The sequence below is a fragment of the Tepidimonas fonticaldi genome (genome assembly GCF_007556755.1).
GTDB classification, from domain to species: Bacteria; Pseudomonadota; Gammaproteobacteria; order Burkholderiales; family Burkholderiaceae_C; genus Tepidimonas; species Tepidimonas fonticaldi.
In genome coordinates this window covers 18,907-45,761 of record NZ_VJOO01000009.1, presented here as the reverse complement: position 1 = coordinate 45,761, position 26,855 = coordinate 18,907, and the positions used below count along the sequence as shown (strand labels likewise).

General features: G+C 71.6%; 24 protein-coding genes and 2 pseudogenes. 16 read left to right on the top strand and 10 right to left on the bottom strand.

Features of this window, described 5'->3' with window-relative positions; translation table 11 throughout:
• Positions 1-2: 2 nt before the first annotated feature.
• The 3 genes from lnt to Tfont_RS06380 all read right to left on the bottom strand — a co-directional run bounded on the left by lnt (position 3) and on the right by Tfont_RS06380 (position 3,256).
• Positions 3-1,607: an apolipoprotein N-acyltransferase gene (lnt, locus tag Tfont_RS06390; protein WP_143968821.1), complete on the bottom strand. Its 1,605-nt coding sequence runs from the start codon at positions 1,605-1,607 to the stop codon at positions 3-5.
• Positions 1,604-2,467: an HlyC/CorC family transporter gene (locus Tfont_RS06385; protein WP_068606978.1), complete on the bottom strand. Its 864-nt coding sequence runs from the start codon at positions 2,465-2,467 to the stop codon at positions 1,604-1,606. The genes lnt and Tfont_RS06385 overlap by 4 nt, the downstream gene beginning before the upstream one ends.
• A gap of 87 nt (positions 2,468-2,554) precedes the next feature.
• Positions 2,555-3,256, bottom strand: coding sequence for a GNAT family N-acetyltransferase (locus Tfont_RS06380; RefSeq protein ID WP_082955291.1), 702 nt, complete (start codon positions 3,254-3,256; stop codon positions 2,555-2,557).
• A gap of 184 nt (positions 3,257-3,440) precedes the next feature.
• On the opposite strand from Tfont_RS06380, the gene Tfont_RS06375 reads away from it, so the two are divergent.
• The 5 genes and pseudogenes from Tfont_RS06375 to Tfont_RS06355 all read left to right on the top strand — a co-directional run bounded on the left by Tfont_RS06375 (position 3,441) and on the right by Tfont_RS06355 (position 7,235).
• Positions 3,441-5,135 (top strand): AMP-binding protein, encoded by a 1,695-nt coding sequence (locus Tfont_RS06375; protein ID WP_143968820.1) that lies wholly within the window; start codon positions 3,441-3,443, stop codon positions 5,133-5,135.
• Positions 5,136-5,181: 46 nt separating this feature from the next.
• Positions 5,182-5,565 (top strand): annotated as a pseudogene (locus tag Tfont_RS06370) (excisionase family DNA-binding protein); the annotation flags it as partial.
• Between the two features lie 4 nt (positions 5,566-5,569).
• A pseudogene (locus tag Tfont_RS06365) lies at positions 5,570-5,987 on the top strand (PIN domain-containing protein).
• 100 nt (positions 5,988-6,087) lie between these two features.
• Complete coding sequence (locus Tfont_RS06360) at positions 6,088-6,276, top strand: hypothetical protein (RefSeq protein ID WP_068606982.1); 189 nt, start codon at positions 6,088-6,090, stop codon at positions 6,274-6,276.
• The gene (locus Tfont_RS06355; RefSeq protein ID WP_143968819.1) at positions 6,273-7,235 is read left to right on the top strand and encodes an MBL fold metallo-hydrolase; all 963 of its coding nucleotides are present in this window, start codon (positions 6,273-6,275) and stop codon (positions 7,233-7,235) included. Before Tfont_RS06360 ends, Tfont_RS06355 begins: the two co-directional genes overlap by 4 nt.
• Positions 7,236-7,247: 12 nt before the next feature.
• On the opposite strand, the gene ggt is transcribed toward Tfont_RS06355, so the two are convergent.
• Both ggt and argC read right to left on the bottom strand, forming a co-directional pair.
• Positions 7,248-9,086, bottom strand: a complete 1,839-nt coding sequence (ggt, locus tag Tfont_RS06350; RefSeq protein WP_143968818.1) for a gamma-glutamyltransferase — start codon at positions 9,084-9,086, stop codon at positions 7,248-7,250.
• A gap of 14 nt (positions 9,087-9,100) precedes the next feature.
• Positions 9,101-10,021 carry an N-acetyl-gamma-glutamyl-phosphate reductase gene (argC, locus tag Tfont_RS06345; protein ID WP_068606985.1) on the bottom strand — a complete coding sequence of 307 codons (921 nt, stop codon included), beginning with the start codon at positions 10,019-10,021 and terminating at the stop codon, positions 9,101-9,103.
• Between the two features lie 259 nt (positions 10,022-10,280).
• Between argC and sucC the strand changes: the two genes are divergently transcribed.
• The 4 genes from sucC (at position 10,281) to Tfont_RS06325 (ending at position 13,844) form a co-directional block, all read left to right on the top strand.
• Complete coding sequence (sucC, locus tag Tfont_RS06340) at positions 10,281-11,447, top strand: ADP-forming succinate--CoA ligase subunit beta (RefSeq protein ID WP_068606987.1); 1,167 nt, start codon at positions 10,281-10,283, stop codon at positions 11,445-11,447.
• 27 nt (positions 11,448-11,474) lie between these two features.
• Entirely contained in the window at positions 11,475-12,368 is an 894-nt protein-coding gene (gene sucD / locus Tfont_RS06335) for a succinate--CoA ligase subunit alpha (RefSeq protein ID WP_068606989.1), read from the top strand.
• Between the two features lie 118 nt (positions 12,369-12,486).
• The gene (locus Tfont_RS06330) at positions 12,487-13,248 is read left to right on the top strand and encodes a Stp1/IreP family PP2C-type Ser/Thr phosphatase (protein WP_143968817.1); all 762 of its coding nucleotides are present in this window, start codon (positions 12,487-12,489) and stop codon (positions 13,246-13,248) included.
• On the top strand, positions 13,236-13,844 hold the full coding sequence (locus Tfont_RS06325; RefSeq protein ID WP_143968816.1) for an FHA domain-containing protein: 609 nt from the start codon (positions 13,236-13,238) through the stop codon (positions 13,842-13,844). The genes Tfont_RS06330 and Tfont_RS06325 overlap by 13 nt, the downstream gene beginning before the upstream one ends.
• 17 nt (positions 13,845-13,861) lie before the next feature.
• Here Tfont_RS06325 and pyrF read toward each other — a convergent pair whose 3' ends face one another.
• Positions 13,862-14,701: an orotidine-5'-phosphate decarboxylase gene (pyrF, locus tag Tfont_RS06320; RefSeq protein ID WP_143968815.1), complete on the bottom strand. Its 840-nt coding sequence runs from the start codon at positions 14,699-14,701 to the stop codon at positions 13,862-13,864.
• 32 nt (positions 14,702-14,733) lie between these two features.
• On the opposite strand from pyrF, the gene Tfont_RS06315 reads away from it, so the two are divergent.
• From Tfont_RS06315 to Tfont_RS06290, 6 genes are all read left to right on the top strand, one after another.
• Positions 14,734-16,254 carry an MFS transporter gene (locus Tfont_RS06315; protein WP_143968814.1) on the top strand — a complete coding sequence of 507 codons (1,521 nt, stop codon included), beginning with the start codon at positions 14,734-14,736 and terminating at the stop codon, positions 16,252-16,254.
• Positions 16,251-17,726: an SLC13 family permease gene (locus Tfont_RS06310; RefSeq protein WP_143968813.1), complete on the top strand. Its 1,476-nt coding sequence runs from the start codon at positions 16,251-16,253 to the stop codon at positions 17,724-17,726. The genes Tfont_RS06315 and Tfont_RS06310 overlap by 4 nt, the downstream gene beginning before the upstream one ends.
• 104 nt (positions 17,727-17,830) lie before the next feature.
• Positions 17,831-18,862 carry an ABC transporter substrate-binding protein gene (locus tag Tfont_RS06305; RefSeq protein WP_082955295.1) on the top strand — a complete coding sequence of 344 codons (1,032 nt, stop codon included), beginning with the start codon at positions 17,831-17,833 and terminating at the stop codon, positions 18,860-18,862.
• A 2-nt stretch (positions 18,863-18,864) separates the two neighbouring features.
• Positions 18,865-19,680 (top strand): ABC transporter ATP-binding protein, encoded by an 816-nt coding sequence (locus Tfont_RS06300; RefSeq protein WP_068607018.1) that lies wholly within the window; start codon positions 18,865-18,867, stop codon positions 19,678-19,680.
• A 23-nt stretch (positions 19,681-19,703) separates the two neighbouring features.
• Positions 19,704-20,531 carry an ABC transporter permease gene (locus Tfont_RS06295; protein ID WP_143968812.1) on the top strand — a complete coding sequence of 276 codons (828 nt, stop codon included), beginning with the start codon at positions 19,704-19,706 and terminating at the stop codon, positions 20,529-20,531.
• Between the two features lie 27 nt (positions 20,532-20,558).
• Positions 20,559-21,335: a class II glutamine amidotransferase gene (locus Tfont_RS06290; protein WP_143968847.1), complete on the top strand. Its 777-nt coding sequence runs from the start codon at positions 20,559-20,561 to the stop codon at positions 21,333-21,335.
• A gap of 7 nt (positions 21,336-21,342) precedes the next feature.
• Here the strand turns inward: Tfont_RS06290 and Tfont_RS06285 are convergent, their stop codons facing one another.
• The 3 genes from Tfont_RS06285 to gshA are packed head-to-tail and all read right to left on the bottom strand — an operon-like array spanning position 21,343 to position 23,988.
• Positions 21,343-21,702: a hypothetical protein gene (locus tag Tfont_RS06285; protein ID WP_068607021.1), complete on the bottom strand. Its 360-nt coding sequence runs from the start codon at positions 21,700-21,702 to the stop codon at positions 21,343-21,345.
• Positions 21,699-22,700, bottom strand: a complete 1,002-nt coding sequence (gene gshB, locus Tfont_RS06280; protein WP_143968811.1) for a glutathione synthase — start codon at positions 22,698-22,700, stop codon at positions 21,699-21,701. Before gshB ends, Tfont_RS06285 begins: the two co-directional genes overlap by 4 nt.
• Positions 22,693-23,988, bottom strand: a complete 1,296-nt coding sequence (gene gshA, locus Tfont_RS06275) for a glutamate--cysteine ligase (protein ID WP_143968810.1) — start codon at positions 23,986-23,988, stop codon at positions 22,693-22,695. Before gshA ends, gshB begins: the two co-directional genes overlap by 8 nt.
• Positions 23,989-24,117: 129 nt before the next feature.
• On the opposite strand from gshA, the gene Tfont_RS06270 reads away from it, so the two are divergent.
• The gene (locus Tfont_RS06270; RefSeq protein ID WP_143968809.1) at positions 24,118-25,308 is read left to right on the top strand and encodes an MFS transporter; all 1,191 of its coding nucleotides are present in this window, start codon (positions 24,118-24,120) and stop codon (positions 25,306-25,308) included.
• Between the two features lie 3 nt (positions 25,309-25,311).
• Here the strand turns inward: Tfont_RS06270 and Tfont_RS06265 are convergent, their stop codons facing one another.
• Positions 25,312-26,817 carry a M20/M25/M40 family metallo-hydrolase gene (locus Tfont_RS06265; protein ID WP_143968808.1) on the bottom strand — a complete coding sequence of 502 codons (1,506 nt, stop codon included), beginning with the start codon at positions 26,815-26,817 and terminating at the stop codon, positions 25,312-25,314.
• Positions 26,818-26,855: the final 38 nt, after the last annotated feature.

The window sequence follows — 26,855 nt, the reverse complement described above, 5'->3', positions numbered from 1 at the left end:
TTCTACGGCGCGCTCCGGCGCGGCCACCCCAGCCGGCCCAGCGCCAGCACCGCCACACAGGCGGCCGCCAGCGGCCACAGGCCCCAGCGCGCGGCCCAGGCGGCATAGGGCGTGATGCCGGTGCGGGCCTCGACGGTCGCGTCCAGCACGCCACGCTGCCCGCGCGGCAACTCCGCCACCACGCGGCCGCGGTGGTCGATGAAGGCGGTGGCACCGGTGTTGGTGGCGCGCACCATGGGCCGGCCCAGCTCCAGCGCCCGCAGCCGCGAGATGTGGCGGTGCTGGTCGATGGCCACCGTGTCCCCAAACCACGCGATGTTGCTGACGTTGACCAGCACGGTGGGGGCCGTGGCCGGATCGCGAAAACCCGCGGCCAGTTCCTCGCCGAACAGGTCCTCGTAGCAGATGTTGGGCGCGATGCGCTGCCCGGCCCACGCAAACGGCGGCTGGGGCAGCGCGCCGCGGTCGAAATCCCCCAGCGGGATGTGCATCAGGTCGGTAAACCAGCGAAAGCCGCGCGGGATGAATTCGCCAAACGGCACCAGATGGTGCTTGTCGTAGCGGTAGCGGCTCAGCGCCGCGAAGGGGTCAGGGCCCGCATCGGTCGCCGGCTCGTCCGGCGGCCAGCCGACGACCGAGTTGGTGTAGCCATCGGTGAAACTGCCCAAGGGCACGCCCAGCAGCACCGCCACGCGGCCGGCGCGCACGGCGCCCGCGAGCGCGTGCCAGTAATCGGCGTCGATGTCCTGCGGCAGCACGGGAATGGCCGTCTCGGGCGCGACGACCAGGCCGCCCGCCAGCTTGGGGTCGGCACTGGCGTGCACGATGGCCTGCCCGTACCAGCGCAGTGCCAGGGGCACGCCGGCCTCGGTGTCGAATTTTTGGTCTTGTGCGATGGCACCCTGCAGCAACCGCACGGGCAGGGTGCCCGCGGGCCGAGTGGCGTCGGGCAGCGCCGCGACCAGCCCGGGGCCGGTGGCGGGCACCGCCCACAGGGCCAGGGCCAGCACGCCCGCCCCGGCGCGCAGCGCCGTCCCCCCCAGTGCCAGCGCCGCGGCCAGCGCGGCCGACGCCGCGCCCATGCCATAGACGCCCACCCAGGGCGCCAGCCAGCCCAGCGCCTCGATCTGGGCGTAGCCCCCGGCACCCCAGGGGAAGCCGGTCCAGAGCACGCCGCGGGCCATCTCGGCCAGCGTCCACAGCGCGGCAAAGGCCCCCACCCGGGCTGCGACGCCCGCGTGGCGCCAGCGCCACCACAGGGCGGCGGCCAGCGCGTAGTCCAGCGCCAGAAAGGCCGCCAGCGCCAGCACGGCAGCGACCGCCAACGGCGCGGCCAGCCCGCCGTAAACATGCATGGAAACGAACAGCCACCAGAAGGTGCCCGCCAGCCACGCGAGGGCAAACCCGCCCGCCCGCACCGCGGCGGCGGCAGCGGTCGGCGCGCGGGCCAGCAGCGCAACCAGCACGACCAGACTCGCCCCCTGCAGCCCGGCCACCGGCTCGCCGGGGCGCAGCCACGCGCCAAGCGCCAGGTCGAAGGGCCACGCCAGCGCCGCCGCGTGCGCCAGCCCGGCCAGCACGAGCGCCGCGCCGACCCGCCCCCTCATGCGGCCGTCTGCCGCGTGACCTTGAACCAGCGCACCGCGCCGCCGCGCGCGTGCTGCACCTGGAACACCAACCCCGCGGCCTGGTGGGACTCGCCCCGCCGGGGCACGCGCCCCATGGCGTGGGCCACATAGCCGCCGATGGTGTCGAAGTCCGCCTCCGGCAGCGCAACCTGGAACCACTCGTTGACGCGCTCGATGGGGGTGTCGCCGCTCACCCGCCAGGTGCCGTCGGCCAGCGCAAAGATGTCGCCCTCTTCCTCGTCCTCGTCGAACTCGTCCTCGATCTCGCCGACGATCTCCTCCAGCACGTCCTCGATGGTGATGAGGCCGGCGACCCGCCCGAATTCGTCGATGACGATGGCCAAGTGGTTGCGGTTGCCGCGAAACTCGCGCAACAGGTCGTTCAGGCCCTTGCTCTCGGGCACGAACACCGCCGGCCGCAGCAGGGCGCGCAGATTCAGCTCGGGCGCGCGCTGCAGCTTGAGCAGGTCCTTGGCCAGCAGGATGCCGATGATGTTTTCGCGCTCGCCCTCGTAGACCGGAAAGCGCGAATGCCCGGTGTCGATGACGGTGTTGAGCAGCTCGGCGTAGGGGGCGTGGATGTCGAGCACGTCCATGCGCGGGGCGGCCACCATGACATCGCCCGCGGTCATGTCGGCGATGCGGATGACGCCCTCGAGCATCACGCGCGACTCGGCGTCGATGACGGCGTTGTCCTCGGCCTCGGCCAGCGTCTCGATGAGCTCGTCCTTGGAGTCCGGCCCCGGATGCAGAAACTCGGCGAGCCGCTGCAGGAAACTGCGCTTGTCCTCGTGCCGCACGCCTGCGTGCGGCCCCGGAGAGTGGGAAGAATCGGCCACGGGTGTGGTCAGGGGTTGCGACGGGCCCTAGGATACAACAGGCTCATGTCCCTGGCGTGTCCCCTTGCCGTGTCCCCGCGTCGGGCGTCAGCCGCGCGCGGCCAGCCAGCGCACCAGGCGCCGCCAGCCGCGGCGGCAGGCCTTGAGCCAGTAGTCGGTGCGGGCCACCTCCTCCTCGATGAGTTCGCTGACGTGCGACTCGAAGTCGGCCGGCGGCAGCTCCAGGTGGCACTCGCTCTCGCCCGCGTGCTGGACGACCGCGGCCCCGGCGCTGCGCGCGATGCGCAGCATCGGCGCGTTTTCGCTCAGGGCATGGATGTACAGGTAGCGCACCCCGTGGTTGCGCGCATGCACGACCGCCCGGCCGAACAACTGGTGACCGTAGCCGCGGCCGCGCGCATGGGCGCTGACGCTGACGCCAAACTCGGCGCTGTCGCTGCCGCGCTCGGGCGACACCATGTACGCCAAATGCGCCATGGCGATCAGCTCCAGCCGCCGGTTGAAGATGCCAAACACCTCGTCCAGACCAAACCGCAGGCCATCGACGTAGCGGCGGATGTGCTCGTCCTGCGCGGCGTAGCCGAAGCGCAGGTAGCGGTCGCGCTCGCCCAGGGCGAGCAGGTGGCGCAGGATGGCGTCGCGGTGCTGGGCTTCCAGGGTGCGGATCGGCGCGCGCGGGCGCCGCACCCGCACCGGGCCGGGGTCGGTGGCGGCCGGCAGATCGCGCACAGGCACGCGCTCGCCGCGCAGGGGCGCGGCGACGTGGGGCGGCGGGGCGGAGACGACCATGGCCCACACTATACGGCGAATCGCCCGAAACGGTTAGGGTTTTCCCGTATGCCCTCACATCGCGGGGACGGCCGGCGCACCCCGCGCAACTGTGCCGCCGGCGACAGCTTCTAGGGGCATCCCCTGAGCCGGGCGGCGCGGGGCACCGGCCACAATGGGCAGCCCACACGATCACGACGCCGCCATGCAAAGAATTTGGCTATCGAGCTACCCCCCCGGCGTGCCCGCCGACATCGACCCGACCCAGTACGACTCGCTGGTGAGCCTGCTGGAACAGGCCTTCCGCCGGCATCCGCAGGACCCGGTGTCGGTGTGCATGGACCGCTGGATGAGCTACGGCCAACTGGACCGCTACAGCGCCGCGCTGGGTGCGTACCTGCAGTCGCTGGGCCTGCCCACGGGGGCTCGCGTGGCGATCATGCTGCCCAACCTGCCGCAGTTTCTGATCACCATGGCGGCGGTGCTGCGCGCCGGCTACACCTGCGTCAACGTCAATCCACTCTACACCGCGCGCGAGCTGGAGCACCAGCTCAAGGACTCGGGCGCGGAGGCCATCGTCATCCTGGAGAACTTTGCCCACACGCTGGAGGAGGTCATCGACCACACCCCGGTGCGGCACGTGGTGGTGGCCAGCTTTGGCGATCTGCTGGGTTTTTGGTATGGGCGATGGATGACCTTCCTGGTGCGGCATGTGGCCAAGCTGGTGCCGGCGTTCAAGCTCCCGCTGCAAGGGCCCGGGGGCGCGCGCACCATCGTGCCCTTTCGCCGGGCGCTGGAGAGTGGCCAGTCGCAAGCCCTCAAGCCGGCGGCGGTCAACCGCGACAGCATCGCCTTCCTGCAGTACACGGGCGGCACCACCGGCCTGTCCAAGGGCGCGGTGCTGACGCACGGCAACGTCATCGCCGCCATTCTGCAGGCCGAGGCGTGGTTCACCCCCGCGCTCAGCAAGGTGGGCGACCCGCGGCACGCCAACCACATCATGGCGCTGCCGCTGTATCACATCTTTGCGCTGACGCTGATGCTGCTGGTCATGCGCCACGGCGCGCACGCCACCCTCATCCCCAATCCGCGCGACATCCCCAAGTTCGTCGAAGTCCTCAAGAGCCGGCCGTTCAATGTCCTGCCCGCCGTCAACACGCTGTTCAACGGGCTGCTGAACAACGCGCGCTTCCGCCAGCTGGACTTCTCGTCGCTGGTGCTGTCGCAGGCCGGGGGCATGGCGGCCAGCGAGGGCACGGCGCGGCAGTGGCAAAAGGTCACTGGCTGCGCCATGATCGAGGGCTGGGGCATGAGCGAGACCTGCGCCATCGGCACCAACAACCCGGTCACCAACACCGAGTTCACCGGCACCATCGGCCTGCCGCTGCCCAGCGTCGACATCGCCATCAAGGACGACGACGGCCAGGACCTGCCGCCGGGCGGCGTCGGCGAGATCTGTATCCGCGGCCCCAACGTCATGACCGGCTACTACAACAAGCCGGAGGAGACGGCCAAGGTCTTCACCCCCGACGGCTACATGCGCACCGGCGACGTCGGCATCATGGACGAGCGCGGCTACATCCGCATCGTCGACCGCAAGAAGGACATGATCATCGTCTCGGGCTTCAACGTCTACCCAACCGAGATCGACAACGTCGTCTCCACCTGCCCCGGGGTGCTGGAGTGCGCCGCGGTGGGCGTGCCGGACCCGCACTCCGGCGAGGCGGTCAAGCTCTACGTCGTGCGCAGCGACCCGACGCTGACCGAGGAGCAGGTGATGCGCTTCTGCCACGACAACCTGACCGGCTACAAGCGGCCCAAGTACATCGAGTTCCGCGAGGAGCTGCCCAAGAGCAACGTCGGCAAGATCCTGCGCCGCGAGCTGCGCGGCAAGACCTGATCCGCGGCGTGGGAAGGAAGGGGCGACGAGAGAAACGAATGACGGATCGACCGTGCTGCAGACCCGCGCGGGCAGCCAGTGCATCGACTTTCGCGACGAGCAGGGCGGCGTGCATTCGGTGACGCTGCCGGCGCCGGTGCTGCGCCTGCTGCTGGACGTGCTGACCGAGATCGGCCAGGGGCACGCCGTCACCCTCATCCCGCTGCACGCCGAGCTGACGACGCAAGAGGCGGCCGACCTGCTGCAGGTGTCGCGGCCCTTCCTGGTCCAGCTGCTGGAAAAGGGCGAGATCCCGTTCCACCGCGTCGGCCGCCACCGGCGCGTGCGCTACCAGGACGTGCTCGCCTACAAGCAGCGCATCGACGCCGCGCGCGGCCAGGCGCTCGACGAGCTGGCGGCCCAGGCCCAGGCGCTCGGCATGGGCTACTGACGGGATGGGCGCGCCGCCGACCGCCGTCTACGACGCCTGCGTGCTCTACCCCGCGCCGCTGCGCGACCTGCTGATGCACCTGGCGCTGGCCGATCTGGTGCGGGCGCGCTGGAGTGCACGCATCCACGAGGAATGGATGCGCAACGTCCGGGCGCGCCGGGGCCGAGCTGATCGTCACCTTCAACCTGCAGGACTTCCCCGCCGAGGCGCTGCGGCCCCATGGCCTCGTGGCGCAGCACCCGGACGACTTCGTCACCGACCTGCTGGACCAGCAACCGGCGCGGACGCTGGAGGCGGCCGCCCGCCACCGCCGCTCGCTGCGCCACCCGCCCAAGACCGCCGAGGAATACCTCGACACCCTGCGGGCGCAGGGCCTGACGCAGACGGTGGCGGTGCTGCGCCGCTGGACGTTCGCGCTGTGACCGATGCCCTCGCGCCGCCCGCGCCCGCCACGCTCCGGCCCGATTCGCCCCGCCAGCCGGCTACACTGGTATCCATCCGGCAACGTCGTAGGGATGGGCGATGACGAGCGAACTCGACCTGCGCGCCGTGGTGCTGCTGTTGGGCGCCATCGGCGTGCTGACCTCGGTGGTGCTGCTGCATCTGTGGCGGCAGAACCGCGAGCTGCTGCCCGCCGCCGCGTGGTGGGCGGCTGGGCCGCTGGTCATCTTCGTCGGCACGGTGCTGATGGGCTTGCGCGGGGTGAGATGAGCACGCACCACCCTGCCCTGCCCGCCGGCGTGCGCGTGTTCGAGCGCGGCTGGCTGTCGGCCAACAATGTGCTGTGCGAGGGGCCGGAGGGCACGGCGCTGATCGACAGCGGCTACGTCACCCACGCCGCGCAGACGCTGGCGCTGGTGGAGCAGGCGCTCGGCGGGCGGCCGCTGGGCCGGCTGCTCAACACCCACCTGCACAGCGACCACTGCGGCGGCAACGCCGCGCTGCAGGCCCGCTATCCCGGTCTGCGCACCGCCATCCCACCCGGGGCGGCCGACGCCGTGCGCGCCTGGGACGAGGATCGCCTGAGCTACCGCGCCACCGGGCAGGACTGCGCGCGCTTTGCCTTCGACGCGCTGCTGGCCCCGGGCGCGACGGTGACGCTGGCCGGCCGCGCGTGGCAAATCCACGCCGCTCCGGGCCACGACCCGGACGCGGTGATGCTGTTCGAGCCGACCAGCCGCACGCTGATCAGCGGCGACGCGCTGTGGCAGCACGGCTTCGGCGTCGTCTTCCCGGAGCTGGAGGGAGAACCCGGCTTCGACGCCGTGGCGGCGACGCTGGACCTGATCGAGCGGCTGGCGCCGTGCGTCGTCATCCCCGGCCACGGCAGCCCGTTCGGCGACGCGGCGCACCGCGGCGGCGGGCCGGCCGCGCCGGTGGCGGCGGCGCTGGCGGTTGCCCGGCAACGGCTGGCGCAGTTCGTCGCCGACCCGGCGCGACACCGGCGCTACGGGCTGAAGGTGCTGCTCAAGTTCAAGCTGCTGGCGTGGCAGCGCCAGTCCCTCGCCGCGGTGCGCGCCTGGGCGCAGGGCGTTCCCTACCTGGTGCGCCTGCACACCGCCCACGGCGGGGGCCAGCCCTTCGACACCTGGCTGCAGGACCTGATCGACGACCTGTGCGCCAGCGGCGCGGCGCGGCGCGAGGGGAACTGGCTGGTGGACGGCGGTTGAGTTTTCCCTGCGTCAATCCCCCATCACCACGCCCTCGCGGCGCGGATCGGCGCCGCCAAACCAGCCGCTGCCGCTGCGCTGGATGGCCTGCAGGCCGCTGGTCATGTCCATCTCGCGCACCTCGTGCCCGCGCGCCTGCAGCGCCTGGACGGTGGCGGCGGGGAAGCGCCCTTTTTCCAGCAGCGTGGGGCCGTTGGTGGAGCCAAAATTGGGCAGGTCGATGGCCTGCTGCGCATTCAGCCCCCACGCCAGCGTGCCCAGCAGCGTCTTGGCGGTGTAGTGGATGATCAACGCCCCGCCCGGCGAGCCGGCGCTCATGACCAGCCGGCCGTCGCGGCGGTCGAACACCAGCGTCGGGCTCATGCTGGAGCGCGGGCGCTTGCCCGGCTGCACCCGGTTGGCGATCGGCGTGCCGGCGGCATCGGCCGGCGCGAAGGAGAAGTCGGTCAGCTCGTTGTTGAGCAAAAAGCCGCGCACCATCTGCCGCGCCCCGAACTGGTCTTCGATGGTGGTGGTCATGGCCAGCGCGCGGCCCTCGGCATCGACGATGGAAATGTGCGAGGTGCCGTACTCGGGCTGATCCGGCTGCGGGGCTTGGGAGACGCGCAGCGGCGCGGGCTGGCCGGGCTTGGCCTGCTTCATGGACTGCGCGCCGATCTGGGCGGCGCGCTGGCGCAGATAGGCCGGGTCGATGAGGGTGCGCCAGTCACCGCCGGGCGCGGCGACGAAGTCGGGGTCGGCCACGTACTGCGCGCGGTCGGCAAAGGCCAGCCGCGCGGCTTCGGTGTAGACATGCAAAAAGTCCGCCCCCGGCAGCCCGTCCTGCAACGGCGCGGCCACCGGCGTGTGCTCCAGCATGCCCAGCATCTGCAAAATGGCCAAATGCCCCGACGACGGCGGCGGAAAGCCGCACAGGCGGTACTGCCGCCAGTCGGCGCACAGGGCCTCGCGCACGGCGGGGCGGTAGGCGGCCAGATCGGCCTCGGTCAGGCGGCCGGGGTTGGTCGGATGGCCCTGCACCTTGGCCACCACATCGCGCGCGATCGGGCCGCGGTAGAACGCATCGGCGCCGCGCGCAGCCACTTCGCGCAGCACGGCGGCCAGCTCGGGGTTGCGCACACGGGTGCCCACGGGCCAGGGCTGGCCGTCGGGCTGGTAGAAGTAGCGGGCCGCCACCGGGTCGCGCTTCAAGTGGGCCTCGGTGCGCAGCAGGCCGTGCAGGCGCGGGCTGACGGGGAAGCCCTCCTCGGCCAGCCGGATGGCGGGCTCGAACAGCTTGGCCCACGGCAGGCGGCCGTGCTGGCGGTGCGCCAGCTCCAGCATGCGCAGCGTACCCGGCACGCCGACCGAGCGGCCGCCCACCACCGCGTCGTGAAAGGCCATGGGCGTGCCGTCGGGTTTGAGGAACAGGCGCTCGTCCGCGCCGGCGGGGGCGGTTTCGCGCCCGTCGTAGGCCTGGATCTGCCGGCCGTCCCAATGCAGCAGGAAGGCCCCGCCGCCAATGCCGCTGGACTGGGGTTCGACCAGCGTCAACACCATTTGCACGGCGACCGCCGCGTCCACCGCGCTGCCACCGGCCTTGAGCACCTGGTAGCCGGCATCCGTGGCCAGGGGGTTGGCCGCCGCGACCGCAAAGCGCTGCGTGGCCCAGCCCGGCTTGGCGGCGCTGCCCGTGGCAGCCTCCGGCTGGGCTGGAACGCGGTAGTCGAAGTCGCGCGGCGGGGCCGCGCAGCCGGCCAGCCACGCGGACAGCAGCGCGCCGCTCAGGGCGCCCAGGGCGGACAGCGCACGCCGGTGCCAGCCCCGCAAGGGGTGGGCGCTTGCGCGCCGGTCGTGGGGGTCGCGGGTCATGGTCGGTCTCCTCGTCAGACGTCCAGCATCAGCCGCAGATTCTGCACCGCGGCGCCGCTGGCGCCTTTGCCCAGGTTGTCCAATCGAGCCACGAGCAGGGCGTGGCGGCGCGCGTCGTTGCCGTACACCCGCAGCTCCAGCCGGTCGCTGCCGGCCAGGGCCACCGCGTCCAGCTTGCCATCGGCGGTGGGCGGCTCGACCGACACCCACGCGCTGCCCGCGTAATGGGCCGCCAGCGCGTCGTGCAGATCGGCCGGGCGCACCTGGCCCGGCAGCGCATCCAGATGCAACGGTAGCTGCACCAGCATGCCCTGCGCAAAGTTGCCCACGGACGGCACGAACAGCGGGCGGCGCTGCAGGCCGGTGTAGGCCATGATCTCCGGCAGGTGCTTGTGCTCCAGCCCCAGGGCGTACAGCTCGAAGGCGGGGGCGCGGCCGGATTCGTACGCCTCGATCATGGTGCGCCCGCCCCCGGTGTAGCCGCTGACGCTGGGCAGGCACAGGGGGTGGTCGGGCGGGATGAGGCCGGCATCGACCAGCGGGCGAATCAGCGCAATGGCCCCCGTGGCGTAGCAGCCGGGGTTGGCCACGCGGTCGGCCGCGCGGATGGCCTCGGCCTGCCCCGGTGCCAGTTCGGCAAAGCCATACACCCAGCCCGGGGCCACCCGGTGCGCGGTGGAGGCGTCGATGATGCGCGGCGCGCGCCCGGTCTCGGCCCGCAAGGCGTCGATCATGGCCACGGACTCGCGCGCGGCCTCGTCGTGCAGGCAGAGGATGACCAGATCCGCCTGCGCCATGCGCTCGCGCTTGGCCTGCGGGTCCTTGCGGCGCTCGGGGTCGATCGACAGCAGCGTGACGCCGGCCAGCCCCTGCAGCCGCTCGCGGATCTGCAGGCCGGTCGTGCCGGCTTCCCCGTCGATGAAGATGTGGGCCATCGCGATACTCCACGGGGGTTGCCCCCCATTGACAAGGTCAAAATCCCGCCCGACGGGACGGCGCGGCCCGTCAGCTTCGCACAAGGTTTGTGCGACGCACCATGATACAGTTCGCGCTGTCCCGCGCTGGCCCGCCAGCCGTGGCGCCCCATGCTGGGGCGCTGCGCACTCGTGCACGCGGCGGCGCGAGCGGTCTGGCCGACCCCTCGCCTGCTGCCGGGCGGACCTCCCGTCAGACGCCACTTCAGACAGGAACCACATGAAGATTCACGAGTACCAAGGCAAGGAAATCTTGCGTCAGTTCGGCGTGCCGGTGCCGCGCGGCATTGCGGCCTTTACGGTGCAGGAGGCGGTCGAGGCGGCCCAGAAACTGGGCGGACCGGTCTGGGTGGTCAAGGCCCAGATCCACGCCGGCGGCCGCGGCAAGGGCGGCGGCGTCAAGGTCGCCAAGAGCATCGACCAGGTGCGCGAACTGGCCGGCCAGATCCTGGGCATGCAGCTGGTCACGCACCAAACCGGCCCGCAGGGCCAGAAGGTGCGGCGCCTGTACATCGAAGACGGCGCCGATATCCAGAAAGAGTATTACGTGTCGGTGGTGACCGACCGCGCGACGCAGAAGGTGGCGATCATCGCCTCCAGCGAAGGCGGCATGGACATCGAGGAGGTCGCCGCGCACACGCCCGACAAGATCGTGAAGATCTTCGTCGATCCGCTGACCGGCCTGACCGACGCCCAGGCGCGCCAACTGGCCGAGGGCATCGGCATGACCGGCCACACGGTGGACCAGGCGGTGACGCTGCTGCAGAACCTGTACCGCTGCTACATGGAGACCGACGCGTCGCTGGTGGAGATCAACCCGCTCAACCGCGACAGCCAGGGCAACCTGATCGCGCTGGACGCCAAGTTCAACTTCGACTCCAACGCGCTGTTCCGCCACCCGGAAATCGTCGCCCTGCGCGACCTGGACGAAGAAGACCCGGCCGAAATCGAGGCCTCCAAGTTCGACCTCGCCTACATCAGCCTGGACGGCAACATCGGCTGTCTGGTCAACGGCGCCGGGCTGGCGATGGCGACGATGGACACCATCAAGCTGTTCGGCGGCGAGCCGGCCAACTTCCTGGACGTCGGCGGCGGCGCCACGGCCGAGAAGGTGACCGAGGCGTTCAAGATCATGCTCAAGAACCCCAACGTCAAGGCCATCCTGGTCAACATCTTTGGCGGCATCATGCGCTGCGACGTGATCGCCACCGGCGTGATCACCGCGTGCAAGGCGGTCAACCTGAACGTGCCGCTGGTCGTGCGCATGAAGGGCACCAACGAGGACCTGGGCAAGAAGATGCTGGCCGAGTCGGGCCTGCCCATCATCAGCGCCGACACCATGGCCGAAGCCGCCCAGAAGGTCGTCGCCGCCGTCGCCGGCCGTTGATTGGCCCTGCCGAGAGGAAAGCGCATCATGTCCATCCTGATCAACAAAGACACCAAGGTCATCACCCAGGGCATCACCGGCAAGACGGGCCAGTTCCACACCGAAAAGTGCCAGGAGTACGCCAACGGCAAAAACTGCTTCGTCGCCGGCGTCAACCCCAAGAAGGCCGGTGAGAAGATTTTCGACATCCCCATCTACGCCTCCGTGAAAGAGGCGGCGGCCGAGACGGGTGCCACGGTCAGCGTCATCTACGTGCCGCCGGCCGGCGCGGCGGACGCCATCTGGGAGGCGGTGGAGGCCGACCTGGACCTGGTGGTCTGCATCACCGAAGGCATTCCCGTGCGCGACATGCTGATGGTGCGCAACAAGATGAAGGCCAAGGAGGCCGCCGGCGGCAAGAAGACGCTGCTGCTGGGGCCGAACTGCCCGGGCCTGATCACGCCGGAGGAAATCAAAATCGGCATCATGCCGGGCCACATCCACCGCAAGGGCCGCATCGGCGTGGTGTCGCGCTCCGGCACGCTGACCTACGAGGCGGTCGCGCAGCTCACCGAGCTCGGGCTGGGCCAGTCCAGCGCGGTGGGCATCGGCGGCGACCCGATCAACGGCCTCAAGCACATCGACGTGATGAAGATGTTCAACGACGATCCGGACACCGACGCCGTCATCATGATCGGCGAGATCGGCGGGCCGGACGAGGCCGAGGCCGCGCGCTGGTGCAAGGAGCACATGAAAAAGCCGGTGGTCGGCTTCATCGCCGGCGTCACCGCCCCCCCGGGCAAGCGCATGGGCCACGCCGGCGCGCTGATCAGCGGCGGCGCCGACACGGCCGAGGCCAAACTCGCCATCATGGAGGAGTGCGGCTTCAAGGTCACGCGCAACCCCTCCGAGATGGGCAAGCTGCTCAAGAGCCTGCTCTGATCGCAAGCGGCGGCGCCCCTTGCGCCCCGCCAGAACGGCCCGGCCCCGCTTTGGCGGGGCCGTTTTTTTGCGCGCGCGGGGCGCTACACTGCGGTAGCCCCACGCCCTGCACCGCACCATGCAATACCAGTTCGCCTGTGCCACGGATGTCGGCCGGGTGCGTCCCAACAACGAAGACGCCGTGCTCGTCGATACCCAATTGGGACTGGCCGTGCTGGCCGATGGCATGGGCGGCTACAACGCCGGCGAGGTGGCCAGCCGGCTGTGCTGCGAGGTGGTGCATGCCACGCTGCGCCAACACCCCCACACCGTGGGCACCGACCCCGGGCAGGCCCTGGCGCAGGCCATCGAACGGGCCAATGCCGCGGTCTATCTGGACGCGCTGAGCCACCCGGCGCACCGCGGCATGGCCACGACGGTGGTCGCCGCATGGGTGCGGGGGGACCGCCTGGCCGTGGGGCACGTGGGCGACTCGCGCCTGTACCGCTTGCGCCAGGGGCAGTTTGCGCCGCTGACCCGCGACCACACCCTGGTGCAGGAGCACATCGACGCGGGCCTGATCCGCGCACAAGACGCCCGCGCCACCGATTACCGCAATCTGGTCACGCGGGGCATCGGCATCGCCCCGCGGGTGGACGCCGACATCGCCTTACATACGGTGGCGGCGGGCGACACCTACCTGCTGTGCTCGGATGGCCTCACCGACATGCTGACGGAGCCGGAGATCGCCCACCTGCTGTGCCGCTGCGGCCGGGGCGCCGACGCGGCGCAGGCCCTGATCGCCGCGGCCAACGCCGCCGGCGGCCGCGACAACCTCACCGTCGCCCTGATCCACTGCGCGCCCGATGGCGCGGCCGGGAGCGCCCCATGCCCACGCTGACCATCGCGCTGGACGGCCGCGAGCTCCAGCGCCTGCCCCTGACCCGCCCCCGCACCACGGTCGGGCGGCGGCCGTACAACGACATCGTGATGGAACACCTGGCCGTCAGCGGCGAGCACGCGGTGTTCGTGCTGCAGCCGGACGGCCGCGTGCAGGTGCTCGACCTCAACAGCACCAACGGCACCTACGTCAACGGCCGCGCCGTCGTGTCGGCCGACGTGGGCCCCGACGATCTGATCGAGATCGCGCGCTATCAGTTGCGGGTGATCGACGACACCCCCCTACCCCCGACCGCGACGGCGGCAGCCCCGCCCCCCGCCCTGGCGCAGCCGGCGCGGCAAGCCCGGCTGGAGGTGCTGGATGGCCCGGCCGCCGGCCGAACCGTGGCGCTGACCAAGGCGGCCACCACCATCGGCAAACCCGGGGTCGCGGTGGCCACGTTGACGCGCACCGGCGCGGACTATGTGCTGACCCAGGCGGCCGGGGAGCACCCCGCGACGCTCAATGGCCAGGCCATCGGCCCCAGCGGCGCCCCGTTGCACGACGGGGACGTGATCGCACTGGCCGGCACACGCATCCGCTTCGTGCTCTGCTGATCCTTGGCGGCCCCCGCTCAGGGCGCCAGCCACAGCGCCGCGCGCGTGCGCTCGGCCTCGGCGCGCGCGGCGGCGGCGAAGTCCTCGCCCGCGCTGGCGTACAGGATGGCGCGCGAGGAGTTGACGATCACCGGCCCCGTGGTGCGGCCCTGCGCGTCGCCGCGCCAGCCGGCGCGCACCGTGGTGGCGGCGTCGCCCCCCTGCGCGCCGACGCCCGGGATCAGCAGCGGCACCGTGGGCGCGATCGCGCGCACACGCTCGATCTCCTGCGGGTAGGTGGCGCCCACCACCAGCCCCATCTGGCCGTGGCGGTTCCACGGCCCCTGCGCCAGCGCCGCGATGTGCTCGTACAGCCGCGGCTGGCCCGGCACGTCGGCCAGGCGCTGGGCCTGCAGGTCGTCGCCGCCGGGGTTGCTGGTGCGGCACAGCAGGAACACCCCCTTGCCGGGGTAGCGCAGGTAGGGCTCGACCGAATCGAAGCCCATGAACGGCGACAGCGTCACCGCGTCCGCCCCGTAGCGCTCGAACGCCTCCCGGGCGTACTGCTCGGCGGTGCTGCCGATGTCGCCGCGCTTGGCGTCCAGGATGATCGGCACCTCGGGCGCGGCCACGCGGATGTGCGCCATCAGGCGCTCGAGCTGCGCCTCTGCCCCGTGTGCGGCGAAGTAGGCGATCTGCGGTTTGTAGGCGCAGACGAGGTCGGCGGTGGCGTCGACGATGGCGGCACAGAAGTCGTACAGGTGCTCCACGCGGCCGCGCCAGCGGCCGGGCAGGCGCGCCGGGTCCGGGTCCAGCCCGACGCACAGGCGCGAGCGGTGGCGCGCCTCGGCGCGCAGCAGCATGTCGACAAAGCTCATGCCGGGATTGTAGAAGCGGCTACCATGCCGCCATGTCCGCCCCGCCCGCCCCTGCCCCCGCCGCGCCCGACAGCCTGCAAGCGCTGCAGGCGCGCTACGGCCCGCGCTACCGCTGGCGGCTGCTGCTGTCAGTGATGCTGGGCGCGATGGCGGCGCTGGTGTCCTCGACCGTCGTCAACGTCGCCATCCCGGACCTGAGCCACCACTTCGGCCTCGGGCAGGACGCGGCGCAGTGGGTCACCTCCGGCTTCATGGCCGCCTCGGTGGTGTCGATGCTGACGACGCCGTGGATGCTGGCGCGCTTTGGCTTTCGGCGCACCTACGTGCTGTGCATGGCGGCGCTGATCGCGGGCGGCGTGCTGGGCGGCGTGGCCGACCACTACGCGCTGGTGCTGGCGGCCCGGCTGGCCGAAGGGGTGGCCGCCGGCATCGTGCAGCCGATTCCGGCCATCATCATCCTGCGCGCCTTCGGGCCCGACGAGCAGGGCCGCGCCAGCGGTCTGTTCGGGATGGGCGTGGTGCTGGCCCCGGCGCTAGGGCCGAGCCTGGGCGGCCTGCTGGTGGACGCCTGGGGCTGGCGGGCGATCTTCTTCCTCGTGGTGCCGTTCGGGCTGGTGTCGTGGGCGCTGGCGCGGCGTTACGTGCCGGTGACGGCGCCGGGCGGCGTGCCGGCCCGCCCCGGGCTGGCGCTGGATCTGGCTGGGCTGGCGCTGGCGGCGGCGGCCACGCTGGCGCTGCTGTTGGGGCTGACCGTGCTGCACGGCGGCCCGCCGGGGCGGGCGGCGGCGCTGCTGACGCTGGCCGGCGTGCTGCTGGCGGCCTTCGTGGCGTGGCAGCGGCGGCGCGCGCACCGGGGCCGGCCGCAGCCGCTGATGCACCTGGGCGTCTTCGGCCACCGGGCGTTCGCCGCCGGCAGCGTGGTGTCGCTGATCTACGGCGCGGCGCTGTTCGGCTCCACCTACCTGTTTCCGGTCTATCTGCAGCTCGGGCTGGGGCTGTCGGCGGCGTGGGTGGGCGCGCTGCTGCTGCCGGCCGGTCTGGTACTGGCGCTGACCATCGCCGTCGTCGGGCGGCTGGCCGATCGCCAGCCGGCCCACCGGCTGGTCGCCGTGGGCCTGGCGCTGCTGACGCTGTCGTTCGTCGCCTTCGCGCTCGTGCCGGCCGGCGCGCCGCTGGCGCTGCTGGTGGCGCTGGCGGTGCTCGGGCGCGTCGGGCTGGGCTTCGTGCTGCCGTCGCTCAACCTGGGGGCGATGCGGGGCCTGCCGGCAGCGCAGCTGCCGCACGGCTCCAGCGCCATCAACCTGCTGCGCATGCTGGGCGGGGCGGCGGGGGTGAGCGTGTGCGGGGTGTTTCTGGAATGGCGGCTGGCGGCCCACGGGGTGGCCGCGATGGGGCCGGGGGCGCTGGCCGACGCGGCGGCAGGGGCCGCCACGGCGCCGGCGCGGCTGGGGGCTTTCGCCGACACGTTCTGGCTGCTGGCCGGGGTGTGCGCGCTGGCGCTGCTGAGCGCCCGGGCGCTGCGACCGCCCCGCCATCCGGAGGGGCGGCGATGACGGCGCGCGCGGCCGTGGGTCTGGCGGCCGCCGCTGTGGCGGCGCTGGCGGTGCACGCGGGCGTGGACGCGCCTGCCGCCGCACGCGGCGGGCTGGCGCTGTTTGCGGCCATCGGCCTGCTGTGGCTGACGCAGGCGCTGCACCTGAGCGTGACGGCGCTGCTGGTGCCGCTGCTGGCGGTGGGCCTGGGCCTGCTGCCGCTGCGCGAGGCGCTGGCGGCCTTCGCGCAGCCGGTGATCTTTTTGTTCCTGGGCGGCTTCGCGCTGGCGGCGGCGCTGACGCAGCACGGGCTGGACCGGGCGCTGGCGCGGCAGCTGCTGCGGCTGGCGCGCGGGCGGCCGTGGCCCGCGGTGCTGGGCCTGTGGGGCACCACGGCGCTGCTGTCGATGTGGCTGAGCAACACCGCCACCACGGCCATGATGCTGCCGCTGGCCATCGGGCTGCTGCAGCGCGGGGGCTGGTGGCCCGCGGTACCGGCCGGCCCCGGCGACGGGGCGGTGCGGCCGCCTGCACCGGCCGCACCCAACGACATGGCCGCGACGCGCACCGCGGCCTTCGTGCTGCTGGGCGTGGCCTACAGCGCCAGCATCGGCGGCATGGCCACGCTGGTGGGCAGCCCGCCGAACGCCATCGCCGCGGCGCAGGCGGGGCTGGACTTCGCGGCGTGGCTGGCCTACGGGCTGCCGGCCGCGCTGCTGCTGTGGCCGCTGATGGGGCTGGCGCTGGCGCTGCTGCTGCGCCCGGCATTCCACCGCCCGGGGAGCCCCCCCGGCAGCGCCCCCCGTGCGGCGGATGGCGACTCCACCTTCACCGCACCGGCCCAGGACGCCGACGCCGAGGCGCCGTTCGTCTGGACCCGGGCGCGCGTGCTGACGGCGGTCATCTTCGCGCTGACGGCGCTGGGCTGGGTAGTCGGCGCGCCGCTGCTGCGCCGGCTTGGCATCGCCGGCGACGCGGACGCGCTGGTGGCGCTGGCCGCAATCGTGGCGCTGGTGGGCAGCGGCGCGCTGCGCTTCGAGGCGCTGGAGCGCCACGCGCAGTGGGGCGTGCTGCTGCTGTTCGGCGGCGGGCTGGCGCTGGGCGAGGTGATGGCGCGCACCGGCGCCACCGCCTGGCTGGTGCAGGCGCTGCTGGCGCACCTGCACGGCTGGCCGCCGTGGCTGATCGGGCTGGCGCTGATCGCGTTCGTGATCTTCCTGACCGAGCTGGTCAGCAACACCGCCAGCGCCGCGCTGCTGGTGCCGATCGTGCTGACGCTGAGCGCCGAGCTGGGCCTGCCGGCGGCGGCGATGGCCGCGTCGGTGGCGCTGGCGGCCTCGTGCGCCTTCATGCTGCCGGTGGCCACGCCGCCCAACGCCATCGTCTACGGCGCGGGCGTGGTCGGCGCCGGCGCGATGGCGCGCGCGGGCCTGGTGCTCAACGTCCTGGCGCTGGCGGTGCTGGGTGTGCTGACCGCCCTGCGGGCCGGCTGAGCCACCGGCCCCTGCCCCGTGCCCCCGGGCGACCCGCGAGGCCGGGCGCTTTTGCGCTACAGTGTCCGCTGACCATCACCATCGATACGACGAGGAGACGCACGATGCAACGACGCCAATGGCTGGCCGCCGCCGCGGCCCTGACCGCCACCACCGCCGCCCCCTGGGTGCGCGCCCAGGCCTTGGAAAAGACCAAGGTCACCATCGCCGTCGGCGGCAAGAACCTGTTCTATTACCTGCCGCTGACCATCGCGGAAGAACTGGGCTATTTCAAGGCCGAGGGGCTGGACGTCAACATCGTCGATTTCGCGGGCGGCGCGCGGGCGCTGCAGGCCGTGGTGGGGGGCAGCGCCGACGCCGTCTCCGGCGCGTTCGAGCACACGGTCAACATGCAGTTCAAGGGCCAGCCGATGCGCGCCTTCGTGCTGCAGGGGCTGGCGCCGCAGATCGTGCTCGGCGTCAACCCCAAGACCCTGCCCAACTTCAAATCGATCGCCGACCTCAAGGGCAAGAAGATCGGCGTCACGGCCCCGGGCAGTTCCACCAACATCATGCTCAACTTCGTGCTGGCCAAGGCGGGGCTCAAGCCCAGCGACGTCAGTGTCATCGGCGTGGGGGCGAGCAACGGCGCGGTGGCCGCCATGCGCTCGGGCCAGATCGACGCCATCAGCAACCTCGACCCGGTCATCACGCTGCTGCAGCGCTCGGGCGATCTGCGCATCGTCGTCGACACACGCAAGCCGGCCGAGGCCGAGCGCGTCTTTGGCGGCCCGATGCCGGCCGGCTGCCTGTATGCGCCGGTGCCGTTCGTGGACAAGCACCCCAACACGGTGCAGGCCCTGACCAACGCCATGGTGCGCGCCAACAAGTGGATTCAGCAGGCCGGCGCGGGCGACATCATCAAGGTGGTGCCGGAAAGCTACCTGCTGGGCGACCGCGCGGTATACATCGACGGCTTTCTGGCGTCCAAGCCCGCGCTGTCGCCGGACGGGGCGTTCCCGGCCAAGGGGGCGGAAACCGCCTTCCGCGCACTGGGCAGCGTGGACGACAAGCTGGCCGCGGCCAAGCTGGACCTGAACGCCGTCTACACCAACGCCTTCGTGCAAAAGGCCAACGCCAAGTATCCGAAAGGCTGACGGTGACGACGCCGGCGATCGAGCTGCAGGACATCGCCTGCACCTTCATCAGCAAGGACGCCCCGGGCCAGCGCTACACGGCGGTCGAGCACGTCTCGCTGACGGTGGGGGCTGGGGAATTCGTCAGCGTCGTCGGCCCCACCGGCTGCGGCAAGAGCACGCTGCTCAACGTCGCCGCGGGGCTGCTGGCCCCCAGCCGGGGCACGGTGCGCATTTTTGGCCAGCCGCTGACGGGCCTGAATGCGCGCGCGGGCTACATGTTCCAGGCCGAGAGCCTGATGCCGTGGCGCACGGCGCTGGGCAATGTGATGGCGGGGCTGGAGTTTCGCGGCATGCCGCCGGCCGAGGCACGCGCACAGGCCGAGGAGTGGCTGCGCCGCGTGGGCCTGGGGGCCTTTGGCGACCGCTATCCGCACCAGATGAGCGGTGGCATGCGCAAGCGCGCCAGCCTCGCGCAGGTGCTGGTGCTCGACCCCGACATCATCCTGATGGACGAGCCGTTCTCGGCGCTGGACATCCAGACCCGGCAGTTGATGGAAAACGAAGTGCTGGCACTGTGGCAGGCCAAACGCAAGGCGGTGCTGTTCATCACGCACGACCTGGACGAGGCCATCGCCATGAGCGACCGGGTGGTGGTGATGAGCGCCGGGCCGGCCTCGCGCCCGATCGGCGAATTCGCCATCGACATCCCGCGCCCGCGCGACGTGGCCGAGGTGAAGATGACCCCGCGCTTCCTGGAGCTGCACGCCGCCATCTGGGGCGTGTTGCGCGAGGAGGTGCTCAAGGGCTACCAACAGCAACTGCGCCGCGCTGCCTGAGCGTACCCCACCCCACCCCCGCTATGTGGCAATTGATCAAACCCCGACCGGGCAACCTGCGGCTGTGGCAACTGGGCTTGCTGGCCGCGCTGTTCCTGCTGTGGCACGTGCTGACGCAGCCGGGCCTGATCCCGCCCTTTTTGTTCGACAACGACCGGCAGGCCGCCTTCTTTTTTGGCGAGCCGCTGAAGGTGCTGGAGCGCATCTGGGCTTGGTTCGTGACCGATGCCGATATTTACCGCCACCTGGGCGTGACGCTGGCCGAGACGCTGCTGGCCTTTGGCATCGGCTCGGTGACGGGGCTGGCGGCCGGGCTGTGGCTGGCGCTGTCGCCCATGGCCTCGGCCATCCTGGAGCCCTACATCAAGGCGCTCAACTCCATGCCGCGCATCATCCTGGCGCCGATTTTTGCCGTGTGGTTTGGCCTGGGCATCGGCTCCAAGGTCGCCTTGGGCGTGACCCTGGTGTTCTTCATCGTGTTCTTCAACGTCTACCAAGGCGTGCGGGAGGTCAGCCCGGTCATCCTGGCCAATGCGCGCATGCTGGGTGCTGCGCCCAAGCAGTTGCTGCGCCACGTCTATCTGCCCAGCGCCACGAGCTGGGTGTTCAGCTCGCTGCACACCAGCGTGGGCTTGGCCTTCGTCGGCGCGGTGGTGGGCGAATATTTGGGCTCCAGCCAGGGCGTGGGCTACCTGATCCTGCAGGCCGAGGGCATCTTCGACATCAACACCGTCATGGCCGGCATCCTGGTGCTGACGGCCTTTGCGCTGGTGCTGGACGGACTGGTCGGCCGCATCGAGCGGCGGCTGCTCACCTGGCAGCCCAAGGCGGGCGAAACCGAAAAGCTCTGACCCGTCGCCGACCCGGCCTTGCCCATCGTGTGCCAATTGCTCGGCCTCAACTGCGCGACGCCCACGGATGCGGTGTTTAGCTTCAAGGGGTTCCGCCGCCGCGGTGGTGCCACCGATGCGCATGCCGACGGCTGGGGCGTCGCGTTTTTTGAGGGGCGCGGCGTGCGGTTGTTCATCGATCCGGATGCGGCGGCCCGTTCGCCGATGGCGGACTTTCTCGAGCATTACCCCATCCGCAGCCGCAATGTGATCGCCCACGTGCGCAAGGCCACCTTCGGGCGTGTGGCGCTGGAGAATACCCACCCTTTCATGCGCGAGCTGTGGGGACGCTACTGGGTGTTCGCGCACAACGGCGACCTGCACGGCTATCAGCCCAAGCTGCACCGCCACTTCCACCCCGTGGGCGACACGGACAGCGAGCGCGCCTTCTGCTGGCTGCTGCAGGAGCTGGACAAGTCGCACGCCAGCCTGCCGCCCGTGGACGAACTGACCGCCACGCTGCGCGAGCTGGTGCCGCACATCAGCCGCTACGGCACCTTCAACTTCCTGCTCTCGTGCGGCGACGCGATGTGGGCCCACTGCAGCACGCAGTTGCACTACCGGGTGCGGGATTACCCGTTTTCTCGCGCCACACTGGCCGACGAAGACTGGACGATCGACTTTTCCACCGTCACCCAACCGGGCGACCGCGTGGCGGTGATCGTCACCACCCCGCTGACGAGGGACGAGGTCTGGATTCCGTTCGCCCCAGGGGAACTGCGCGTGTTCGTCGATGGCGCCCCGATGACCGACACGGGCACCTGAACGCGGCTCAGGCCGCGCCCGGCCGCTGGCGCAGCCAGGCGATACACAACCCCCAGCCCATGCCCACCCCCACCGCGTCGGCCAGCCAGTCGAGCGGGTCGCCCTGGCGCCAGCCGCTGGCCTGCTGGGCCAGCTCGACGGCGGCCCCGTGCGCCAGCAGCGCCGCGGCCACGACTGCCCACGGCGCGCGCGGCCAGCCGGCCCACGCCAGCAGCGCGAGACCCGCGTAGGCCAGCGCGTGCTGCGCCTTGTCCCAGACGTCGACGGCGACCTGCGGCAGGTGGCGCGGCGGCAGCAGCGACAGCACCGTCACCGCCAGCAGCGCCGCCGCGAACGCCAGCCGCGCCAGCCCCCAGCGCGCGCTCACGCCCCGCCCTCCGCCGCCGCGGCGACGACCGCCGCCTGCAGCGCGTCGACGAAGCGCGCCGCCACGTCAAAGCCGGTCTGCTGCGTGATTTCCTGAAAGCACGTCGGGCTGGTGACGTTGACCTCCGTCAGGTGCTCGCCGATGATGTCCAGCCCCACCAGCAGCAACCCGCGCGCGGCCAGCCGCGGCCCGAGCGCGCGCGCGATGCCCCAGTCGGCCTCGGACAGCGGTTGCGCCACGCCGCGCCCGCCAGCGGCCAGGTTGCCGCGCACCTCGCCGCCCTGCGGGATGCGCGCCAGACAGTACGGCACCGGTTCGCCGCCGATGACGAGCACGCGCTTGTCGCCCTGCGCGATGGCCGGCAGGAAGCGCTGCACCATGATCGTGGTGTGGCCGTGCTGGGTCAGCGTCTCGACCACGGCACCCAGGTTGAGCCCGTCCGGGCCGACGCGGAAAATCCCCCGCCCCCCCATGCCGTCCAGGGGCTTCAAGATGATGTCGCCGTGCTCGGCGTGGAAGGCGCGGATCGCCTCCGCCGAGCGCGTCACCAGCGTCGGCGGCGCCCAGTCGGCAAACTCCATCAGCGCCAGCTTTTCCGGGTGATCGCGCAGCGCCGCCGGGCGGTTGAAGACGCGCGCGCCCTCGCGCTCGGCCTGCTGCAGCAGGTGCGTGGCGTAGAAGTACTCGGCGTCGAACGGCGGGTCCTTACGCATCAGCACGGCATCGAAGTCGTGCAGCGCCGCGCGGCGCTGGCCGAGCACGCGGAACCAGTCGCCGGCCGCGCCGGTCAGCTCGACCTCGCGCACCAGCGCCGTCACGGGCTCGCCGCGGCGCCAGTGCAGGTGCGCCGGCTCGCACGCGGCCAGGCGCACGCCGCGGCGCGCCAGCTCACGCATCATCGCAAAGGTGCTGTCTTTGTAGGTGGCGAAGGTGTGCAGCGGATCGGCCACCACCAGCACACGGCCCAGGCCACCCGGTGCGGTGGGGGTCTCAGGCATAGTGCTCGGCCTCGGGGTCGGTGGCTTCCAGCTCGTAGGCGGCGGCCAGCATGGCCAGCCGCGCGACCACGCCGTACATGTAGAAGCGGTTGGGCACGCTCGCCCCCGGCCGGGTGCCGGGCTGCGGCTGCAGGGCGCTCTTCTCGAACGCCAGCGGCACGAAGCTCGCCCCGGGGGCGTTGAGGTTTTCGTCCACACCGCGCTCGGCGTGCACGCGGTAAAAGCCCCCTACCACGTAGCGGTCCATCATGTAGACCACCGGCTCGGCCACGGCCTCGTTGATGCGCTCGTGCGTCATGACGCCTTCCTGGATGATGACGTCGCTGACCTGCTGGCCGTCCTTGATGACGCTCATCTTGTTCTTGGTGCGGCGGTTGAGATTGGCCAGCTCGGCCGCGTCGCGCACCATCATCACGCCCATGCCGTAGGTGCCGTTGTCGGCCTTGACGACGACGAACGGGCGCTCCTGGATGCCGTACTCCTTGTATTTGCGGCGGATCTTGGCCAGTAGCGCATCGACGTTGCCCTGCAGGCACTCGAAGCCGGTCCCCTCGGCAAAGTTGACCTGGCCGCAGTGGGCGAACATGGGGTTGATCAGCCACGGGTCCATGCCCAGCAGCTTGCCAAAGCGCTTGGCCACCTCCTCGTAGGCGCGGAAGTGGTGGCTCTTGCGCCGCACATGCCAGCCCGCGTGCAGCGGAGGCAGCAGGTACTGCTCGTGCAGATCTTCCAGGATGCCCGGCACACCCGCGGAGAGGTCGTTGTTGAGCAGGATGGTGCACGGATCGAAGTGCTTGAGCCCGAGGCGGCGCCCTTCGCGAATCAGGGGCTCGAGCGTGACCTGCTCGCCGTTGGGCAGGTCGATGGTGGTGGGGGCCTGGATCTCGGGGTTGAGCGAGCCCAGCCGCACATTGAGCCCGGCCGAGTAGAAGATGCGCTGCAACTGCGCCACGTTCATCAGGTAGAACAGGTTGCGCGTGTGGTTCTCGGGGATGAGCAGCAGGTTTTTCGCCTCGGGGCAGATCTTCTCGATCGCGGCCATGGCCGCCTGTACCGCGAGCGGCACCATCTCGGGCGTGAGGTTGTTCCACCCGCCGGGGAACAGGTTGGTGTCCACCGGCGCGAGCTTGAAGCCGGCATTGCGGATGTCCACCGAGGTATAGAACGGCGGCGTGTGCTCCATCCACTCCAGGCGGAACCAGCGCTCGATGACCGGGGTGGATTCGAGGATGCGCTGCTCCAGCTCGTTGATGGGGCCGGTCAGCGCGGTGACGAGGTGGGGAACCATGGTAGGCCCTCTGACGGAATGAGGAACGAGGCCGCCCGACGGGACGGCGTCAGCGGGGGAATGCACCGATTGTAGGAAGTCGCGCGCGGCTCCCACAACCCGGGCGGGTATCGGTTATAACCAATGCCCATGAACCGCAATTTGTGGCTGTTGGCCGTTGCACAAGGCCTGTTCCTGACCAACAACGTCGTCTTCATCGCCATCAACGGGCTGGTGGGCCTGAGCCTGGCGCCAGCCGGCTGGATGGCGACGCTGCCGGTGATGGGCTACGTGGTCGGCGGGGCGCTGTCCACCGGGCTGGTGGCGCGCTCGCAGGCGCGCTGGGGACGGCAGGTGGCGTTCCAGCTGGGCCTCGCGGTGGCGTTCGCCTCGGCGCTGCTGGCGGCGCTGGCGCTTTGGGTGGGCAGCTTCGCGCTGCTGGTGGCGGCCACGGTGGTGGCCGGCTACTACAGCGCCAACGGGCAGCTCTACCGCTTCGCCGCCGGGGAACTGGCCGCGCCGTCGCAGCGCGAGAAGGCCGTCTCGCTGGTGCTGGCCGGCGGGCTGATCGGCGCCATCGTCGGGCCGAATCTGGCCAACCACACGCGCGACGTGCTCGGCACGCCGTTCCTCGGCGCCTACCTCGCCTTGGCGGTGGTGGCGCTGCTGTCGATGGCGGTGATGGCCGGCATCCGCTTTCCGGCCGAGCCGCCGCGTCCGACCGGTGCGGCCGCGGGCGGGCGCAGCGTCGCCGAGCTGCTGCGCGAGCCGCGCTTCGCGGTGGCGGCGCTGGGCGCCGCACTCGGCTACGGCGTCATGAACCTGCTGATGGCGGCCACGCCGCTGGCGATGCAGACCTGCGGCATGCCGTTTTCGGATGCGGCGCTGGTGCTGGAGTGGCACGTGATCGGCATGTTCGCGCCGGGCTTCGTCACCGGGCACCTGATCCAGCGCTTCGGCGTGCTGCGCATCATGGGCGTGGGCGTGCTGCTGAACGCCGCCTGCATCGCCATCGCGCTGTCGGGGCAGGATCTGCACCAGTTCCTGATCGCGCTGTTCCTGCTCGGCGTCGGCTGGAACTTCCTGTTCACCGGCAGCACCACGCTGGCGATGCAGGCCTACCGCCCGGAGGAAAAGGACCGCGCGCAGGCGGCGATCAACTTCGGCGTCTTCGCGACGATGGCGCTGACGTCGTTCGCCTCCGGCGCGCTGGTGACGACGCAGGGCTGGTGGTGGCTCAACCTCGGCTCCACGGTGCCGGTGGCGCTGATGGGGCTGGCGCTCGTGGCGCTGGCGTGGCGGCAGCGGGCACACACCACCCGGCCGGCACGTCCCGTCTGACGCTCACGGCATGCGCGCGATGACCTCGGCCACGGACGCGGTCAGGCGCTGCGCGTAGGGCACGTGCAGGAACTCGTTCGGGCCGTGGGCGTTGCTCTGCGGGCCGAGCACGCCGCAGACCATCATCTGCGCGCGCGGAAACCCCTCACTCAGCAGGTTCATCAGCGGAATCGTGCCGCCCTGGCCGATGGTGGCGCACGGCGCGCCGAAGTGCGCCTGGCTGGCGGCCTGCAGGGCCTGCTCGAACCACGGGGCGCTCCCCGGCGCGTTCCAGCCGTTGGCCGCGCCCTCCGGCTCGAAGGTCACGCGCGCCTGATAGGGGGCGTTGTCCTCCAGCAGCGCCTTGAGGCGCTGCGCGGCCTGCGCCGCGTCCACCAACGGCGGCAGGCGCAGGCTGAGCTTGAACGCGGTGTAGGGGCGCAGCACGTTGCCGGCGTCGCGCAGCGGCGGCAGCCCTTCCGCCCCGGTGACCGACAGCGTCGGGCGCCAGGTGCGGTTCAGCAGCGCCTCCACCGGGTCGGTCGTGACCGGCAGCGCGAACGCCGTGCTGCCGCCGCAGTCGTGGTGCGCCCACGGGAAGCGCCGCCAGACCGCCTCGCCCAGGATCGCGGCGGTGACGCGCGCCTGCTCGATGCGCTCGGCCGGGATCTCGCCGTGGAAGAAGTCTGGCAGCAGGCGGCCGCTGGCGCTGTCTTCCAACCGCTCCAGGACGTGGCGCAGGATGCGAAACGACGACGGCACGACGCCCGAGGCGTCGCCGGAGTGCACGCCCTCGGTCAGGATGTCCACGCGCAGCACGCCGCTGACCATCCCGCGCAGGCTGGCGGTCAACCACAGCTGGTCGTAGTTGCCGGCGCCGCTGTCCAGGCACACCACCAGCCCGACGTCGCCCAGGCGCGCGCGCAGCGCCTCGAGCGTGGCCGGCAGGTCCGGCGAGCCGCTCTCCTCCCCGGTCTCGATCAGGCCCACGATGCGCGGGTGCGCGCGGCCCGCGGCCTGCAGCGCCTCGATGGCGGCGAGTGCCGCATAGACCGCGTAGCCGTCATCGGCACCGCCGCGGCCGTAGAGGCGGTCGTCGATCAGGCGCGGCGTCCACGGCCCCAGGCCCGAGCGCCAGCCGGCAAACTCCGGCTGCTTGTCCAGGTGGCCGTAGAGCAGCACGGTCTGGCCGCTGGCCGGCGCGGGCGTGCCGTCGGCACCGGCGCGTGCGGCGACCTCGAACAGCAGCACCGGCGTGCGCGGCGTGCCGTCCGGGCGGCGCAGCCGGATGATCTCGAGCGCAAGCCCCTGAACCGGCTGGCGCGCCACCCAGTCGGCGGCGTCGCGCAGCACCGCCTCCAGGTGGCCGTGCGTGGCCCAGTCGGGGTCGAACATCGGCGACTTGGCCGGAATCTCGATGTAGCGCTGCAGCGCCGGCAGGATGTCGCGCTGCCAGCGCTCGTCCACGCGGGCGCGGGTAGTGGGCACGTCGAGCACGGGCTGGGCGGGGTCGGGCAGGCGGGCGTTCATGGGTGCGGGGTCGGCGGATGGAACAAAGAGCGAGAGAC

Coding starts and splice junctions, on each gene's coding strand:
- lnt (WP_143968821.1), bottom strand. CDS start 1,607: ATGAGGGGGCGGGTCGGCGCGGCGCTCGTGCTGGCCGGGCTGGCGCAC.
- Tfont_RS06325 (WP_143968816.1), top strand. CDS start 13,236: ATGCCCACGCTGACCATCGCGCTGGACGGCCGCGAGCTCCAGCGCCTG.
- pyrF (WP_143968815.1), bottom strand. CDS start 14,701: ATGAGCTTTGTCGACATGCTGCTGCGCGCCGAGGCGCGCCACCGCTCG.
- Tfont_RS06360 (WP_068606982.1), top strand. CDS start 6,088: ATGACGAGCGAACTCGACCTGCGCGCCGTGGTGCTGCTGTTGGGCGCC.
- sucD (WP_068606989.1), top strand. CDS start 11,475: ATGTCCATCCTGATCAACAAAGACACCAAGGTCATCACCCAGGGCATC.
- Tfont_RS06380 (WP_082955291.1), bottom strand. CDS start 3,256: ATGGTCGTCTCCGCCCCGCCGCCCCACGTCGCCGCGCCCCTGCGCGGC.
- sucC (WP_068606987.1), top strand. CDS start 10,281: ATGAAGATTCACGAGTACCAAGGCAAGGAAATCTTGCGTCAGTTCGGC.
- Tfont_RS06265 (WP_143968808.1), bottom strand. CDS start 26,817: ATGAACGCCCGCCTGCCCGACCCCGCCCAGCCCGTGCTCGACGTGCCC.
- ggt (WP_143968818.1), bottom strand. CDS start 9,086: ATGACCCGCGACCCCCACGACCGGCGCGCAAGCGCCCACCCCTTGCGG.
- Tfont_RS06310 (WP_143968813.1), top strand. CDS start 16,251: ATGACGGCGCGCGCGGCCGTGGGTCTGGCGGCCGCCGCTGTGGCGGCG.
- argC (WP_068606985.1), bottom strand. CDS start 10,021: ATGGCCCACATCTTCATCGACGGGGAAGCCGGCACGACCGGCCTGCAG.
- Tfont_RS06295 (WP_143968812.1), top strand. CDS start 19,704: ATGTGGCAATTGATCAAACCCCGACCGGGCAACCTGCGGCTGTGGCAA.
- Tfont_RS06315 (WP_143968814.1), top strand. CDS start 14,734: ATGTCCGCCCCGCCCGCCCCTGCCCCCGCCGCGCCCGACAGCCTGCAA.
- Tfont_RS06355 (WP_143968819.1), top strand. CDS start 6,273: ATGAGCACGCACCACCCTGCCCTGCCCGCCGGCGTGCGCGTGTTCGAG.
- Tfont_RS06270 (WP_143968809.1), top strand. CDS start 24,118: ATGAACCGCAATTTGTGGCTGTTGGCCGTTGCACAAGGCCTGTTCCTG.
- Tfont_RS06375 (WP_143968820.1), top strand. CDS start 3,441: ATGCAAAGAATTTGGCTATCGAGCTACCCCCCCGGCGTGCCCGCCGAC.
- Tfont_RS06330 (WP_143968817.1), top strand. CDS start 12,487: ATGCAATACCAGTTCGCCTGTGCCACGGATGTCGGCCGGGTGCGTCCC.
- gshB (WP_143968811.1), bottom strand. CDS start 22,700: ATGCCTGAGACCCCCACCGCACCGGGTGGCCTGGGCCGTGTGCTGGTG.
- gshA (WP_143968810.1), bottom strand. CDS start 23,988: ATGGTTCCCCACCTCGTCACCGCGCTGACCGGCCCCATCAACGAGCTG.
- Tfont_RS06305 (WP_082955295.1), top strand. CDS start 17,831: ATGCAACGACGCCAATGGCTGGCCGCCGCCGCGGCCCTGACCGCCACC.